Origin of the sequence: Bradyrhizobium sp. Ec3.3, assembly GCF_000472925.1 — a bacterium.
Taxonomy (GTDB): domain Bacteria; phylum Pseudomonadota; class Alphaproteobacteria; order Rhizobiales; family Xanthobacteraceae; genus Bradyrhizobium.
On the sequence record NZ_AXAS01000067.1, the window covers coordinates 25916 to 42344 of the forward strand.

The window sequence follows — 16429 nt, forward strand, 5'->3', positions numbered from 1 at the left end:
GGGGCGGGGGTACGTCCTCTACCGCAACAGTGCCAGATCCCTGGTAGACGACTGCGCGCATGTCATCCCAGCTCAGAAATGCGTTTGGCGATGCTTCGGGCGGCTTCCGCGAGCGCGGCCTGCTCGTCGGGCCGCAGCGGCAGTTTTACGATTTCCTTCACGCCATCCGTGGCTAGCCGGACCGGCAGACCTATTCGCGTGTCCTCGACACCGTAGGCGCCTGCCGATTGCACGCACGCGGCGATCAGGTCACTGCCGCCTTTCACCATGGCCGCCACCATGGACGCCGCCGATTCAGCTGGCGAAAAATATGCGCTTCCCTTTTGAAGGAGTTTGACGACTTCGGCTCCGGAGTCGCGCGCACGTTCCACGATCGCGGCGAGGCGGTCTTTTGCGATCAATTCCTCCAGTGGCCGACCGCGGACGGTTGCGAGACTCAATGGGATCACCATCTCCGTGCCATGGCTCCCGAGCGCGATCGCGCTGACATCCTGTGGTCGGGCGATACCTTCCAGTGCGATCAGCGAGCAGAAGCGAGCGCTGTCGAGCACGCCCGCCATTCCAATAATCCGGTTGGAGGGAAACCCCGTTCGCCTCGCCATCAGATGGGTCATCTCCTCAAGCGGGTTGGTCACGACGATTGCCACCGAATTGGGGGCATAGCGGCGGATCCCGTCGGCAACGCCGCTGACGATTTCCGCGTTCACGCCGGTCAGGTCGGTTCGGCTCATGCCCGGCTGGCGCGGCCGGCCGGCCGTCATGATGATGTAGCTTGCGCCCTCAAGCGCCGACAGGTCGGTGCTTCCTTCGATCTTGGTCGTAAATCCGCGGAGCGAAGCGCTGTGCCACATGTCGAGCGCAAGCCCGGCAGCAAGTCCGGGAATGATGTCGACAAGCGTGACCCGCGAGAAAAGCGACGTTTCAGCGAGACGGAGAGCCGTCATGGCGCCGACGTGACCCGCGCCGATGACCGCTGCCCGCGGTCGATCATCACGAGTTTTGGTTTCCGACTCTCCTAGAACCCGCATCTTCGGAGGGACCGGTGCGCCACGACGGTAGAGGGCGCCCGACAGCGCTCCGGGTTGAACCGAGCTGGCGCCAGCCGACAATTTTCTTCCGGGCGTGGGCTTGGCTGGTGCTTGAACTATCGCTCGCAAAGCGGGTGCAGCAGGCGGTGCCGTTTCCTTCGTCGATCCGGACCGTTCGATCCGGACGTTCAACTCCTTGGCGCGATCGGCCGCGAGCGGCGTCAGAATGTCTCTCGCCCCGATGACGAGGACTCCATTCGCATTTTGGACGTCCGCAACGGAGACGACGCTCATGCCTTGCCTCCCAACTCCTCGAGCGACGCGACGGCAGCCTTCGCAGCAGCTTCGACTTCGCTCTCGGTGCCAGAGATGAATAGTCGGCCAAACCGGCCGACCGCACGAACTTCGATTAAGCTGATATTGGCAGCCTTTTCCGCTTCGTTGCCTGCGAGTGTCACGTAAGCCGCTGGCGTTGCTTCGAGCACGAACAGGCTGGACCTCGGCAGCAGCAGATTGCCCTTGCGCCACTTATTGATGAGCTGCGCCTGATACGGATTTACATTGGTGACGAATTGCGATGAGACGATCGTCGGTCGCACACGGTCTTCTTCCTTGAGGCCAAGATAGTCCAGGACGGCTTGGCCAGCGGCCAGCACCTCTGATTGCGTGCGGGAGTGGATTTCCAGAAGACCAAATTCGCGTTCGATGATCTGAAGGGCCGGCCGGACATCCGCCGCCTTCAACGCGATGTCCGCGCAGCGAAAGATCTCGTTTCCGGGAGCCACTTCAATAAAGAGCTCGGACATACCAGCGACCGGGACGTCTCCCTGACACGTGGAGGCGACATGCGCGGCAGCTTGAGGCTGCATGCTGTCGATGAAAGCATAGGTGCGGAGTTGGAAATCCATGGGGTCAGCTCATTGCGATTCCGAAGGGGGTTACGAGTTCCGAGTGCGGGTAGGCCCAGGTCTGAATTCCACTGAAGCCGGCGACGATTGCGGCCGCGTGAGAAACCCGGACGGCACCCCCGACGAGGTGGATGGATTCGACGGCATGGTTTCTGATCTGGCGAACGATGGAGCTTGCGATCCGCTCGATACCGGGACGGAGGATGTGAGAGTAATCCTGATCGCCTCGGCGCTTTCGTTCCTCGGCTTCCTCCACGGGAATCCTCAAGGCGCCCGCCAGGATCAGATCCAGATGATGGCCGCCGCCGGGCTCGTCATCGAGCGCAATGATGATGCCGTTCGATACGACGCCGACGCCCGTCGAACCGCCACCGACATCGACGATCACGCCGTCGTGCAGTCGAAGCAAAGCCTGGGCCGCAGTGACCTCATCGACCAACTGGCGGCACGTAATGCCCGCGTTTTCCAGGACGTAGCGACAGGCTCTCGCTTCGGCCTGAGGTACTCCTGGAGGAAACGCGGTCGCCGCTGCAGCAATTTCTCGTTCCAGAACGCACGTTGCCGTAGCTTTGAGCTGCCTGACAGCAGTGACCGCGTCCGCGAAATTGACGACAACGCCATCGCGCACGGCCTGGCAGGGGAGGCAGTCCCAGTAGACGGGGCGCCCTTGCCCGTCTACAGCCGTCAGAACGATCGTCGCCGTTCCGAGATCAACACCAAACGACAGGGGCAACTCTGACGAGCAAGTCGAACTGCGAAATGTCGCAGCCGCCGTTTCGAGAAACGCAGTCACTTCCTGACTGACAGTTGACTTAGGTGATCTCGTGCGCGCGAGCATGCTCACAGCCCCATGTTCGCTTGATAGAGCGAGCGCCAGGGTCGCACTTCGTGAGCGATACGCTTGATGTTGATGAGATGGAGCGGGGTCACGTTGTCAGAGACGATCGAGCCGCTCCAGGTACCCGTTCCGAGCATGAAAGACGGGTCGGTCGCGCAGCTATAGCCCATTCCGCCGAACAGCGTTGGCGTGTTGATTACGATGCGACCGGCCGGGAGGGCCGCCAGAGTGGCGATGACCCGATCGTCCTCGCAATGAAGACCAAGGGTGTGGCCCTCTCCGCCAAACGCAAGAATCTGCCGGCACCGCTCGAAGCCGGCCGGAAGGTCCGCGGTCCGGTAAAACGACAGCACAGGTCCTAGAATCTCGCGGGAGAGGCGCGCCTGTGGGCCTACTTCGGTCAAATGGGCGCCAAGCACCTTGCAGTCACCGGGTACGCTGAGATTGATCCGCCGAGCCAGTTCTTGCGCGGAAAGACCTACCGCCTCAGGTCTAAGCTCGCCCTTGTCGGTAAAGATGATATCGGCGAGCCGTTTCTGATCTGGTCCACTCAGGAAAAATGTTCCCTGGGCCGCGAACGCGGCGATGCCGGCTTCGGCAATCGGTTCGTCGAGCACGATCGATTGCTCGGCGACGCACGCCGTGCCGTTATCGAAGGACTTTGACGTGATCGCCATCAGGGCGGCTTCCTTCACGTCCTTCACTGAGCGATGAATGTAGACCGGCACATTGCCGGCGCCGACGGCGAATGTCGGTTTGCCGCTCGAATACGCGGCGCGCACCATTCCCGGCCCCCCGGTCGCCAGCACCAAAGAAACATCCGGGTGCCGCATCAATTCGCCGGTAGACTGGATCGTTGGAAGGGAAAGACAGGAGATCAGACCCGTAGGCGCGCCGGCCTTGACCGCGGCTTCGGCCATGATTTCCGCGGTACGGATGCAGCACTTGACGGCGCGAGGATGTGGAGCGCAAATAATCGCGTTTCCTGACTTGACGGCGGCCAGACACTTGAAAAGGACGGTCGAAGTTGGGTTGGTGACCGGAATAATGGCCGCGATCACTCCCATCGGAGAACCGACGGCGGTCATACGGTTGACTTCGTCCACCCACAATACTCCGACGGTCCGCATCGGCAGCATCGATGCGGCGACGAACTTGGTATTGTAGAGGTTCTTGAGAATCTTATCCTCGTAAACCCCAAACCCGGTCTCATCGACAGCCATTCGGGCGAGCTCTTTGGCGGCCGCGGTGCCCGCATCCGCCATCGCCCGAACGATGTTGTCGACTTTTTCCTGGTCCGCGCCAGAAAATGCCTGGAAGGCCAAGCGTGCTTCACGCGCCTTGCTCCGCGCGTCCGCCAAACCTGCCAAGTCGGAATCAAGATCCAATGCCACGCCCATGGACTTGCTCACACCTTCTCATTTCAAGAATCAAAGGGAAGGATCGCGATCAACCCTTGCCGAGAATTCCCTCGACGTCCTCGTGAGGCCTGGGAATGACATGCACTGAGACGACTTCGCCGACCTTTCCCGCCGCCGCCGCACCCGCATCCGTTGCGGCTTTCACGGCGCCGACGTCGCCCCGGACCATGACGGTTACCAGGCCGCCACCAATCTGTTCGCGGCCGATGAGCCGCACATTGGCGGCCTTCACCATGGCGTCGGCCGCTTCGATAGCGCCTACAAGGCCTTTCGTTTCGATCAGACCAAGTGCGCCTCTGGGCTGACCCGTCGTCGGGGTGTTCATATGCATTGCTCCTTGCTTGGGTTGAGATTGAGACTTCGACAGGCGTCGCCGCCGGTCAGGTTTTCGAGTAGGCATTTTGAGTGCCGATCTGAACGGAATCGACGACAGCAACGATCGCGGCGTCGGTCGGGACTGTTGGGTCGGAAACCCGCGCTGCGCTTCCCTTGGTCACAAGCACGACTTCGCCTTCGCCGACGCCGACGAGATCGATGGCCACATAGCTGCTGGGACCATTAGCGGCTGTCAGTTCCTCGGCAACTGACAGGGGCGTTACGACGAGCAGTTTGAAAGAGTTCAGGCCGGACGACTTAACCGTCGAAACGACGGTACCGACCACACGCCCGATCTCCATAGCGCACTCCCTAGACGCGATTGTAGGCGTTCGACAGAAGCCATTTCTTGAACTCTAGGAGCCCATCGTGCCGAGCGTCATTCTCTCGGCCGGATAAAAAGCATCTGCCCGATTTATCTTGCGCACCCATAGCGAGGACATCCTAAATGCGGATGATGGCTGTGCTCGCAAAGGGTGCCGCCAAGAGCGCCGCTAGGGAGAAACAGAATGATTCAAGACGAAGACGTCCATTTTCATAAGGCGGACTCGGGCACCCCGAACTGGGCGGAGACCAATTTTTTTGGGTTCTTCAATGCCGAGGCCAAGTTGAACGTCGGCGTTTACGCCCTGTTCCGCCCCAACCTGGGCATCGTCAGTTCTACGATCTGCATGAACTCCGGGTTCGCCAACGCCCCCTGGGAGGCGGACTTCTGTGATCTTCGGGCATCGATGCCGATCCCCGAGCCGCGCGACCTGAGCAGGTTCACTCTCGAGAATTCTCTGAGCATCGAGTGCCATCGCCCGAACATGGACTGGCACATCGGTTATGACGACGGTGAGGGGACGCTGATCGACGTGGAGTACCGCTCGATCATGCTCCCGTTCGATATCCATGATCCGGACATGGATCCTATGAAGGCGAAGGCGCTGAAAGAGGCTGAACAGGGTGGCAAATTCGCCTGGGGCACGGCTTACAACGGGCATTTCGACCAGACGGGCCACTTCTTGGGGAAGGTTGCGATCCGCGGGAAGACCTTCCCGATCGACTGCATTTCGACCATGGATCACAGTTGGGGCCCGCGGCCTGAACGCGGCGCTCCCAACATGAGCTGGCTGCACGCACACTTCTCGAAGGATCTGGCCTTTCATTCCATCTTCAGCTTTGATTCCAAGACCAACGGTCGTGATCTGTCGCTTGCCCACGGCTACGTCGTTGAAAAGGGCAAGATTTTTGGATTGAAGGCCGCCCATGGCACGACAAAAAGGTCGCGGGATCGTTACGCGGACGAAGTCGAGCTTGTACTCATCGACAGCAGCGATCGAGAATGGAAGCTGCGCGGCAAGGGACTGACGACCTTTCCTTGGCAGTGCTGGCCCAACATGGTGTCCTTCAACGCGCTTGCACGCTGGACCTGCGAGACTCTCACCGGTTACGGAGAAGTACAAGATTTCTTCGAGATGCCACAGCTCACCGCGTTGAACTCGAAACCGGAAACGCGGATCCGCGCCGGAGCATTGGGATCGCCATGAATCCGGTCCGCGCTGTTCTCTTCGACCTCGACGGGACGCTGGTGCAGACCAGGGAGGCGTCGTGGCGCATCTTTTCCAAGACGAACGCTGCCCTGGGGCTTGGTATCAACAGCCAGGCCGAGTTCTTTCGTCTGCTCGAAGACAACATGTTTCATGGTTTGCAGAAACACTGCGGCGATGATCGCAAAGCTGGCGCGGCCGCCAAGCATTTTCTTGACCTGTTGCAGCGCGAGTACAATCCGGAGTTCGTGCCGGGGATGGCTGATGTCGTGCGGGCCTTCGCTGGAAGCTGCTCGCTCGCCGTCATCTCGTCTAATTCCGTGGGAACCATCAGACGTGTGCTGGACCGCGAAGGTCTTACACACTGCTTCTCGCATGTCTTCGGTGGTGACGTCGAACAGGACAAGCGGGCGTGTGTGAGGCGCTTCCTGGCGGATCGGTCGTATCTGGTCAGCAGAAATTGCTCGCCGGCTTATCGCGAAGGTCATGAGCCGGAGGCCCCCCGCGCCGATCAGATTGCGCTGATTACGGATACGGTCGGAGACGTCAAACACGCGGTGGAGTGTGGCGTCCGGGCCATCGGCGTGGCCTGGGGCATGCATACCGAGCAACAACTGCTTGTGGCCGGTGCGGAATTCGTAGCTGTTTGGCCCCAGGAACTCGTGGCGCGCCTGCTGCCGGGTGGCTTTGCCACAAGCTGCTCGGTAGAGCCCTTCGCCGAAGGGGGATCGAATTCCGCGGTTAGTCGGTCCGGCTGTGCTTGCGGCTGTCAAGATAACGACTTAGCCGACGCCGCAGCCATGCGTAGACGTCGAAGGATGGCGGCAGCCGCATCACTCGATCAGCGCACAAGCTGCGGCGTCGAGAGCTCTTTCGCACCGGCGGCCGCGCCTCCAGCGAGCGACGGCACCTTTGATACGCTTCTCTTGGCGAGCCTTCGGCGCCTGAAAAACAACGACCCGCCAGCGTTACGATGATTGATCTTCCAACCACAGCAAACAGACAGGGAGGAGTTTAGATGAGCTATGTCGCGGAAGGATACAATAGTTTCGAGACCAAGAAGACCCCATCGGGAATCGTTAGGTATCTTCCAGATCCGAAGTCCGTTATTGCTCTGATCCAGAGCGGCAAGCTGAAAGAGCACATCCTCCTTGTCCAGGGCGGAACGACGACATTCCTTGCGCCGGCGCTGAGCATGGGCGCCATCGGCGTGATCACCATGTCCGGTGCGCCGGAGTCCCATCTCGGAATCCTTTCTCGCGAATTCCAGATGCCTTGCGTCATGACGGCCTACCTCACCGGCAGTGAATCTCGCTATCTCACGGGCGCGAATAACGACGCCCATTTCGCGGCGATCATCAAAGCACTCGACGGCAAGAAAGTGCAGTTGCACTGCGAAGACAGAGAGACGGGCCGCGTCGCTGTTCTGAGCTGATCCACGCAAACAAAATCCGAGCCGAGGAGGAAACAGATGTCTACCTACAAGGACCGCTACAAGTCCGCTGACAACGGTCTACGTTTTCAGGATCTGGTTTATCAAGGCAATTTCAAGGGGATGGACCCCGTGCCTGACGGCATTCTGGGCGACAAAGTTCTGCGGCAGCGCGCCAAGAGCAAGGTGCTGGAAAAGGTGAGCAAGGAAGACGTCCTCAGAGATCAGTTCACGGTCGACGAGCTCAACGATCTCAACAACTATCTCGCTTGGAATATCTGGGACGTGCTCGTGATGCGCGCCACGGAGGGCGTTTCGGGCATGATCCCTCGCCAGGAGTACGAGATCCTCGCCTTTATGCACGAGTTCTATCGCTGGCCCGAGATTTTGGAGATGACGACCAACGAGGTCGGAGCGCAAGGCATCGTAGACATCGGCGCGTCGGCGAGGCGAGAGATCGGCACCAAGGTGAACTGCGTTCATGACTGGTGCATCGGGGCCGTCGGCTTCGGCATGGGCCGTTGCGGCCTTCTGGCGCTCGAAGCCATCCAGCCGCAAGACTATGTCCGGGAAAGCAATATCATCCTGAAGTTCATGCAGCGCGTTCTCTGGGGCAAACGCCAGGACGGATATATCCTGAACTCCCAGGACCGCTATCGCTGCAAGATCCATGAGAAGGATATTCTCGACAAGCTGATCGGTCAGGTCGAATATTTCGAGCCGGCCAGCGACAAGCACGACACTTTGGTGCGGTTCAACGCCGCCGCGGAGTTGCTATCGTTCCTTGATCACTACGATTGCCGGCTCGGATTGGGTGATACGGGGCCCTATGAGCTTCCGGATGGGAAGATCATGATCATCCGTGACCTGTTCACGAATGAAGAGGTTTACGATTGGAGCGACGTGTGTGACCACGAGAACGTGCCTCACTGCTATACGATCTGCCTCGTGATCGATCCGAGCAAGATGGGGTTGGATGAAATCCGAGTAAACGACATCTCGACGACGTTCACCCGTCCAAAAAACTACATCGAGCACATCGTCGGTGGTGCCGTTCTTGTGCGCGAGAAGTGGAATACACCGATGGGCGAGGTGTATCCCCTGAAGATTTCGGAATTGGACAAGCGCTTGGAGGGAATTCAACAGGCAACTTTCAAGCTCTATACGAAGTTCTCTCGCATGTCGCGCCGCACGCTTATCACCAACGGCATGTACGTGTACTATATCGACATGATCCTGCCGCATCTGCGCTTGGCCGGCACCTATGAAAAGGCTTGCAAGGATTACGAATTCTGGGAGATCGACCAGCGCGTGTCGAACTACTATTACGACATCGTCAAGCGCGGCTTCGCGCAGGCGACGGTGCCGCAAAAAATCTTCTCGGGCGAGGGATATCTTCCTTTCCCGGATAATGTGAGCCTCACCAGGTCGAAGTATTACTGGAAATAGCACTCAAGTGTCTTGCCGAGCGCGGCACTGCGTCGCGCTCGGTTCGGGCGTCGATTGGATGGAAGATGACAGTTTTGAGCGAACAAGAGTTTCGTGTGCTTAACGGCGCCCATCTGAAGAAGATGGCTACCGCCGCGGAATTGGCGAGCGCTGTCGGTCTCGATGTTGCAGTGGTCGAGCCTGTGCTCAATGCGGCGGCCGGTAGTGGCCTCTTGATGGCCGCCGAAGGAAGGCACCTGCTTCTGCCCGAGGGGACGAGCGCAGTACATGAATATTACCGGACCGCCTACGAAGCGATGCGCTCCAACGACCTCGTACTTGCGTGGTACGAGCGCTTCGAGACCGTTAACGAGCAGTTCATCAAGCAGGTCAGCGAGTGGCAATCAACTGATGGAGACGAGCGAGTTCAGTCGCGCCTCATCAAGACAGTCGAACGGCTGACCAAGAACCTCCGGGAGCTTACTCCGATCGTTCCTCGCTATGAGACTTACGTCGACCGGTTCGGCGGCAGCGTCGCCCGGATCGACCAGGGGGAGAAGGACTTTGTGTGCAAGCCTACGATCGATTCCGTTCACAACATCTGGTTCGAGTTTCACGAGGATATTCTCACGGTCATCGGGCGTCCGAGGGATACTTGAATGCAACTGCGCGTGGCGACTGGCGTGATGGATGACAATTTCGTTCGGGATGTGACAGATAGCGTTGTAGAAGACGCGCTGCGTTTCGGTGGCAAGGCGAGCGGCCTCGCCAAGATGGCGCGCGCTGGAATACCCATCCCTCCCGCCTTCGTCATAGGGGTCGATGGTTTCCGTGAATTCAAGACTAGTGGAGGAAAAATCGGGGAGCGGTTGTTGTCGCAGATCCACGATGCGATAGGCACTCTGGAGAAGCAATCTCAGCGATCGTTCGGGGACCAGGATAGGCCCTTGCTCGTATCGGTGCGCTCGGGCGCCCCTGTCAGCATGCCCGGCATGATGGATACGATCCTCAACCTCGGACTAACGTCGGCATCGGCCCTCTCCCTCGCACGCGGCCCCGGCGGGAGTGACTTTGCGCTCGACACATGGCTGCGCTTCTGGCGTATGTTCGCCGACATCGTTTTGGGGATTGACCCATCCGATCTGGCCCATTCTGTGAAGGACGCGGAATCGACCGCAAGGAACGAGATCACGGCGTCCGCTTTCCAAAATCTCGAGCGATCGATCCTCGATCATATTGAAGCGGCATGTGATGCCGCCAGCGCCGATCCGTTCTGGCAACTTGAACAAGCAGTTGAAGCTGTGTTCCGGTCCTGGGACAGCGCACGAGCGAAGGCATACCGAAAACATCACGGAATTTCCAACGACCTTGGAACAGCCGTCACTATTCAGGCTATGGTTTTCGGCAATGCGGATGACAATTCGGGATCGGGCGTGGCGCTCACCCGGAATCCGAATGATGGGAGCAAGACTCTCTACGGCGAATATCTGATCGGCCGCCAAGGCGAAGATCTCGTTTCCGGGACACACACACCGATCGATTTATCCGACCCCAGTGCGCTCGATCCTGGCCTTCGACAGGCCTTCGAAAAGCATAGTCAGACCCTCGAAGGGCTCTACGCGGATGCAGTCGATATCGAATTCACCGTTGAATCCGGGAAGCTGTATCTGTTGCAAGTGAGGCCAGCCAAACGAACGGCGGCGGCCGCCATCAAGATAGCGGAAGACCTGGTCGCGGAGGGACTTATCGACGAGCGGACTGCGCTGGCGCGAATCACTTCCGAGCAAGTCAGAAAGGTATCGCGGCCGTCTTTCGACGAAAATGAGCTTGCGATGGCGCTTGTGGTGGCGCAGGGACTTGGATCGTCGCCAGGCCACGCCTGCGGCGCCGCGATTCTCGATGCAGACCGAGCCGCTGATCGGGCTCTGGCCGGCGAGGCCGTCATTCTCCTGCGTCCGACGACCAGTCCGCAGGATATCAGAGGAATGCTCGCCGCAAATGGGGTGATTACCGCGCGAGGCGGAGCGCTCAGCCACGCCGCCGTCGTTTCTCGAGCGCTCGACAGGCCCTGCATTGTCGGCTGCGATGCAATTGCCATCGACGCAAGCCGCAAGACGTTCTCGATCGCCGGCAAGACCTACCGCGAAGGCGATAAAATCTCGATGGACGGAGGAAGCGGAAAGGTTTTTTCGGGAGCCATCAAGCTTAAGGCGGCAGGCGTTGGCATGCCTTCACTGCGGCGCATTCTGGAATGGGCAGATCGCAGGTCCGAAACCTCGGTCTGGATATCGCCAAAATCCGGCGACGAGTTTCTCGAAGCAGCGAGCGCGGCTGTGCCGGCGGGTAGCGTCGTCAGCGTCACCGACCTCATCATCGCGAAAGGCACCGTCAGCCGGTTCGTCGAATTGACGTCCGCGGCGGGACTTCCGAACGGGCCGCGAGCCATTGCGGATGAGATTCGTTCGATAGTGTGCGAAGCTTGTGCTTCCGCTTTTTCGGGACCCCCGCGTGGTTCGGTCCAGTTTCGGTTGCCGCGGGTGAGTTCGGATCGGGCCCGCCGCTTAATAGAGAACTGGCAGGAACTGCCGCCGGGCTTCTTTTTGCCTCTCGGTTCTTTGACTTATCTTCGGGCAATATTGCTCGGGATATCAGCCGCCGCAGAGAGCGCTCGATACCGAGACGCTACCGCCCTCATCGGAGGCATCTCAAGTTCTTCCGAATTCGTTGCGTTTCAGCGGGAGGCTCGACAGATGGGGCTAGGCGCAGGGGCAATGATACAGAATGCGATGGCCCTTGATGATGTCGTGCAGATAGCCGAGTCGGCCACGCCGATCTGGGTAGATATCGGAGATATCGTGCGCACGATGTACGGCTTTCCTATCGAAGTGCAGCAATCGCTGGAAGTGCTCGACCAATATGTGAAGGATGATCTTGTTCGCGCTAATCCATTTCGGCGGCTTCCAACTTATGTGACCAATTTGCTGGCGGCGGCAGCCGCCGCGGCAGAGAAAAGCGTATCTGTTGGAATTGAAGGCAGTGCGGTCCCGCCGGAACTTCTCGTCGAGCTTCATCGAATAGGATTTCGACGTTTTTCCGTTTCGATTGGGCGGCGAGATGAACTCCGCTTTTTGCTCGGGCGTTCGCAGAAGGAGTAAGGCATGGCGTTGCAAGCACTTGGATTGGTTGAGACGAAGGGATTGGTAGCCGCGATCCAGGCTGCCGATGCCATGGTGAAGGCCGCAAACGTGAAACTTGTCACCAAGCAGCAGCCAGGTGGTGGGCTCATTTCCATCATCGTTCAAGGTGACGTTGGAGCGGTAAAAGCTGCCGTCGACGCGGGAGTGGCGGCTGCAAATCAGATCGGCCAAGTCGTATCGGCGCATGTAATTCCGAGGCCGCACGATGGCATGGAAGAGATTCTGGAGCGACCGGCGGTTCGATAGTTGTGTGTGGCCGGTCTATCTCGAGTTCGCGTCGCGCTTGAGACTCTTAATCAGCGGCTCTGTCAGATTCGTGAATCTTACGTCGCCACACGAGCGTGCGTGGCCGAATGACGGCGCTTCTGGCGGTCTACCAAGACGCGAGGTCTGAAATTCGACTGCCCAACGATAAGAAGACGGTGATTCTAGAGTGGGTTTAGCAATGTAGAGGACCAGTGCTCGAACCTCCGACGCACCCCTTAGTGCGCCTCTACTAATGGCAGCCACATAGTCTCCCGCCACGCATGCGCCCAGCCGTTGCAAAGCGCCGCTGGGAATGTAAACTTGCCAGTATTTTCCGACGATCTTTAACACTCTTGCACCCGACACCGAACCGATTGCCTTTAGATAAGCTTTTCCTTTGGGGGTACCCATGCTCGATACCGCGACCACCACGCTATTGCGCGCGGTCCTAGACGAGGTCTGCGAGAACGTCGCCCGTCATGAGACCGGCGCCCGCGCCTATGTTGCCTCTAAAATTTTGGAAGCCGCTACCAGAGGCGAGACGTCGCCAGACGGTCTTAAGCACGCTGGTCGAGCAGCTTTGTCCGAGGCTCCGACCACGTGGCGGTAGTCGCGTGAGGCCGAGATGAATTTTCAGGTCACCGTCCTGAAGATTTTGGTGAGCCATCCCGGCGGTTTCGCCGTGATGGCCGATCTCAAGCGCGATATGGCGATTTTAGCCACCAGCGGCAGCGACTGGAGCGAGCGTACCAAACGCCCAGTATCGCGTGTGCCGGATCTAGGTATCTTTTCTCAAGGTCTAGTCGATCGCCTGAACGGTGGGTGGCGGATCACCGATAAAGGGCGCGCTGTATTGGCGCTCATGGAAGCACGCCCTGCCGCTGCAGACGAGGTAAACGCAGAAATTACGCGGGGCCAGTCCCGTTCGTCAGGGGGGCCCTGCAATTCCCGGTCGAGAGGAGCCGGCGCGATCGCGAACGCCGCGAGCGACGGCGCGCCGCCCGGCAGCGAGTACGGGCGAATGCTTCCTAACTGGGACGCCTCTTCAGGCGTCGGGATCTTCGCCAAATGCTAGGTCAACTTTGGATCTCTCTGAGGTGGGCCACGGCTGGGCCTCCGGGTCAAAGGCGTGATGACCGAAAGTTCGCCAGGTGAAGCTGTCGGGCCTCTCTCAAAGACGACGCAAGGAAGCCGAGGCGCTCTAGCACAAGCCTCACTTCGTCAATGCCATCGGTGCCGAAGCAAAGCTGTTCTCGCAGCGGGGGCGCGCAACGATATCGCAACGAATTGGGTGATATGACCGTGAACAAAACGGGACGGAAACAGAGGCCACGGCGAGAAAAATCAACAACTTGGAACATGTTCACTGCGTTCGGGACGCAGGGATCAGATCGCCACTTGAACCGAGTGGCGGTATCGGTGGTTGCGCTGAACCTACTAATCGATGGCCTTGTAGTCGCAGTTGATCCCGTAAAGTCAGAATAGCGCGTGTTCAGATATCAGGCAGTGCAATGACTACGATCGTGCGACGAATGCCCATTTTCGGTCGGATAAGCCCAGGGGTGCGACCGGTAAGTCATTGATTGTTCTCAACCCGGGGCTGTCTCAAAAGGCGCGCACCCGCCTGACCTGCGAGCCCAATCGGATTTCTCCCCGCCAGCTTTTTTTCCAGTGACCGGGCGGGCAGCCATAGCCGCGCCAGCCCACCTTCCGGCCGCGGCTCCATCAGGCGGTAGCCGTCGCCGTGACGTTAACCATGCCCGTGGCCCAAACTGTGCCCGCCCTTTAGTCGCCGTTGATCCCAGCGTCGGCAGCAAACGGAGATCCTGCTGGCATCGCCGCGACAGCAGGCTCGGCGTAGCAAGGGCGATACATGGCTTGTAGCTGTTTGCCGCGAAGGAAGATCATTCTGCGGGTAAGACCGCCGCGATTTGTGATCCATCGCCGTACTTGGGACGGATACCCCGAATAGAGTATCTGGGTTGCTTCAGGATTAGTGACAATTCGGCCATTGCCAGCGAAATCAAAGGCCGCGTGAAACCCGAGTGTCGCGTTCGAGGTGACACAAATCTTGTTGTGAGGGATTGCCGAGAGGAGGATGGTGCAGGCCGAAGCGCAAAGGCCATCAATCATCACCGTTTGGCCTGAAGCGCGGAGTTTGCTGTACTTATCGACGTACGTCCCGATCTGCCCACCTGGGTCGTCCGCAATCCGAACCGCTGCATTGCCTGCCCCTACGCTTGCAAGCAAAAGCGCTGCCGTGAGCAGCGCAGACAGCGATAGCGTCGGATTGGTCATACCTCTCTCCTAGCGGCAATATTTTCTGCTGCTAGCGGCAATATTTGCCCTGAGCGCTCCAGTGCGTATGTGCGCTCGGACACAGTCCATCCGGCTCAAGGCGCGCGCCATAGACGTACGTCCCGATCTGCCCGCCTGGGTCGTCCGAGCCGATGAGGGGGAACTTGGGAGCCGATTTAATCATCGTTGTCGCTGGCTGGAGTCGTGGCCGTCTGGGCAGCGGCTTTCGTTTTTATCATCGCCGTCATCATCACAGTCTGGGAGATCAGCACACCGCTGGCGCTCGCCACATATTTCGTGTTTTTGGCGTGTCGTTCCTCCATCCGGTGGTCAAGGAGCGCTGGTTCGGGAGGACGACCGAGACTGTTGTTCGGTCTGGTCGTCGTCGCCTACGCGATGCTGGCGCTATATCCCGGCATCGAACATGCCTTTCATCGCAAGCACGAAAACCGGGTGTCGGCCTTCCAGCAACGATTGCAGGTCTTCGCTGAGCGTCCGAAGAGGAATGGCCTTCTTCAGTGTTCAGCCGATCACAGGTGAGGTTTCTGAGCGGGACACCGCAAGAGCGGGCCGGGATGATCGTGCCTACGCTTTGGCTTTTCTGCCGGCCCCCGTGTGCGCCGGAATCGACCACATTGGTTGAGATCGCGCTGAAGGCCAAAAAAAGATCTCCGCTCTTCCCGTAGAAGAATGGAATATTGAACTCGAAGAGAGTGACAAACGGTGCATCGCTCTGATGCGGGAGCGCTCTCTACCGTGATTTGTTTCACAGATAGAAAAACACTATCCGGGTGACAAACCCGAGTGAGGCACTGGGCTTGCTTTGAGCCAGATGTTGTTCACATGCAGCTCCAAGGAGGCAAGTAATGAATGAAATGCGTGAACTGACTGACACGGAAGTCGAGTCGGTTTGTGGCGGGATCTCCGACCTCGGCAAGTACATCACAAAGGCGGTTGGTGACGCTATCAGCGCTGCCATCGGGGATAAACCTGGTAACGGCCCTGGTGTTTATCCTCAGCCGGCGTACAGTCCGAAGTCGCAGCTTTAAGTCACGTTAAATCTCGAACGCGACAGGCGACGAGAGCCCGCTGCGAAATTGGCAGCGGGCTTTTCGGCTATGAGACAACCCAATCTCAGATCAGCACCGGTCGTAGCCGCGGCTAACCATTTGGAGAATTGGCGTCGGGTGGTAGATCTTTGATCAGCCTGCATCGTGGGTCACGCCATGCTGTGGGTTAGAGCCGAGGCGGAAGCAACACCTCCCTTCCTCTCTGCTTTTCGGTTATACAGAAATATGACAAGGTCAATTAAGGTTACATCCGCAGGCTGGTTGAGATCGGGCTAAAGGCGAAGGGGAAATGAGCCCTGTGCTTCAGATAACTCTCTGAATTGCACTTGCCCCACTGGCTGATCATCGCCGGCAGCGCTTTGGTCGCACTCGGGTTTGTCGGTCTCATCATCCAGCGCATCAGGGCTCCGACATCCGAACAAAACGAAGATCCTGAATCCACTGATAAGGAAATTGCCGAAAATCTGGATCGCTCGTCGTGCCGACGATCTCGTTCCGACTGCTCTATGGTTTGCTGATCATAGGCCATGGCCGGCGGCAGATCCTGTGGTTTGGGGTGACCGCGCACCCGACGGCCGAATGGCTCGCCAATCAGCTCACTGAAGCCTGTGGCTGGGAGCAAATCCCTCGTTACTTAATCAGGGACCGCGATCGAG

Annotated in this window: 18 protein-coding genes; 11 read left to right on the forward strand and 7 right to left on the reverse strand. The window is 58.8% G+C overall.

Annotated features, from left to right (window positions below):
- Positions 1–62 precede the first annotated feature (62 nt).
- From YUU_RS0139005 to YUU_RS0139030, 6 genes are all read right to left on the reverse strand, one after another.
- Complete coding sequence (locus YUU_RS0139005) at positions 63–1220, reverse strand: malate dehydrogenase (RefSeq protein WP_210164187.1); 1158 nt, start codon at positions 1218–1220, stop codon at positions 63–65.
- Between the two features lie 98 nt (positions 1221–1318).
- Positions 1319–1936, reverse strand: a complete 618-nt coding sequence (locus YUU_RS0139010) for a BMC domain-containing protein (RefSeq protein ID WP_027527150.1) — start codon at positions 1934–1936, stop codon at positions 1319–1321.
- Between the two features lie 4 nt (positions 1937–1940).
- A complete protein-coding gene (gene eutJ, locus YUU_RS62945) occupies positions 1941–2774 on the reverse strand; it encodes an ethanolamine utilization protein EutJ (RefSeq protein ID WP_027527151.1) in 834 nt (277 codons plus the stop codon).
- A 2-nt stretch (positions 2775–2776) separates the two neighbouring features.
- Positions 2777–4186, reverse strand: coding sequence for an aldehyde dehydrogenase family protein (locus tag YUU_RS0139020; protein WP_198031911.1), 1410 nt, complete (start codon positions 4184–4186; stop codon positions 2777–2779).
- Between the two features lie 37 nt (positions 4187–4223).
- Positions 4224–4520 (reverse strand): BMC domain-containing protein, encoded by a 297-nt coding sequence (locus tag YUU_RS0139025; protein ID WP_027527153.1) that lies wholly within the window; start codon positions 4518–4520, stop codon positions 4224–4226.
- Between the two features lie 55 nt (positions 4521–4575).
- Positions 4576–4872: a EutN/CcmL family microcompartment protein gene (locus YUU_RS0139030; RefSeq protein ID WP_027527154.1), complete on the reverse strand. Its 297-nt coding sequence runs from the start codon at positions 4870–4872 to the stop codon at positions 4576–4578.
- Between the two features lie 207 nt (positions 4873–5079).
- Between YUU_RS0139030 and YUU_RS0139035 the strand changes: the two genes are divergently transcribed.
- From YUU_RS0139035 to YUU_RS59380, 9 genes are all read left to right on the forward strand, one after another.
- Positions 5080–6102, forward strand: coding sequence for a hypothetical protein (locus YUU_RS0139035; protein WP_027527155.1), 1023 nt, complete (start codon positions 5080–5082; stop codon positions 6100–6102).
- A complete protein-coding gene (locus YUU_RS0139040) occupies positions 6099–7079 on the forward strand; it encodes an HAD family hydrolase (RefSeq protein ID WP_051390136.1) in 981 nt (326 codons plus the stop codon). Before YUU_RS0139035 ends, YUU_RS0139040 begins: the two co-directional genes overlap by 4 nt.
- Before the next feature lie 41 nt (positions 7080–7120).
- Positions 7121–7537 carry a PEP-utilizing enzyme gene (locus tag YUU_RS0139045; protein ID WP_027527157.1) on the forward strand — a complete coding sequence of 139 codons (417 nt, stop codon included), beginning with the start codon at positions 7121–7123 and terminating at the stop codon, positions 7535–7537.
- Positions 7538–7573: 36 nt separating this feature from the next.
- Positions 7574–8983 (forward strand): hypothetical protein, encoded by a 1410-nt coding sequence (locus YUU_RS0139050; protein ID WP_027527158.1) that lies wholly within the window; start codon positions 7574–7576, stop codon positions 8981–8983.
- A gap of 65 nt (positions 8984–9048) precedes the next feature.
- Entirely contained in the window at positions 9049–9621 is a 573-nt protein-coding gene (locus tag YUU_RS0139055; RefSeq protein WP_027527159.1) for a hypothetical protein, read from the forward strand.
- Positions 9622–12117 (forward strand): pyruvate, phosphate dikinase, encoded by a 2496-nt coding sequence (locus tag YUU_RS55445; protein ID WP_051390137.1) that lies wholly within the window; start codon positions 9622–9624, stop codon positions 12115–12117.
- Positions 12118–12120: 3 nt separating this feature from the next.
- Positions 12121–12405, forward strand: a complete 285-nt coding sequence (locus tag YUU_RS0139065; protein WP_027527160.1) for a BMC domain-containing protein — start codon at positions 12121–12123, stop codon at positions 12403–12405.
- Between the two features lie 409 nt (positions 12406–12814).
- Complete coding sequence (locus YUU_RS61725) at positions 12815–13015, forward strand: hypothetical protein (RefSeq protein ID WP_027527161.1); 201 nt, start codon at positions 12815–12817, stop codon at positions 13013–13015.
- A gap of 15 nt (positions 13016–13030) precedes the next feature.
- The gene (locus YUU_RS59380) at positions 13031–13480 is read left to right on the forward strand and encodes a hypothetical protein (protein ID WP_245288241.1); all 450 of its coding nucleotides are present in this window, start codon (positions 13031–13033) and stop codon (positions 13478–13480) included.
- A gap of 710 nt (positions 13481–14190) precedes the next feature.
- Here YUU_RS59380 and YUU_RS0139085 read toward each other — a convergent pair.
- Complete coding sequence (locus YUU_RS0139085; RefSeq protein WP_027527162.1) at positions 14191–14703, reverse strand: hypothetical protein; 513 nt, start codon at positions 14701–14703, stop codon at positions 14191–14193.
- A 204-nt stretch (positions 14704–14907) separates the two neighbouring features.
- Between YUU_RS0139085 and YUU_RS59385 the strand changes: the two genes are divergently transcribed.
- Both YUU_RS59385 and YUU_RS59390 read left to right on the forward strand, forming a co-directional pair.
- On the forward strand, positions 14908–15243 hold the full coding sequence (locus YUU_RS59385; protein ID WP_156944769.1) for a hypothetical protein: 336 nt from the start codon (positions 14908–14910) through the stop codon (positions 15241–15243).
- A 326-nt stretch (positions 15244–15569) separates the two neighbouring features.
- The gene (locus tag YUU_RS59390; protein WP_156944770.1) at positions 15570–15752 is read left to right on the forward strand and encodes a hypothetical protein; all 183 of its coding nucleotides are present in this window, start codon (positions 15570–15572) and stop codon (positions 15750–15752) included.
- Positions 15753–16429: the final 677 nt, after the last annotated feature.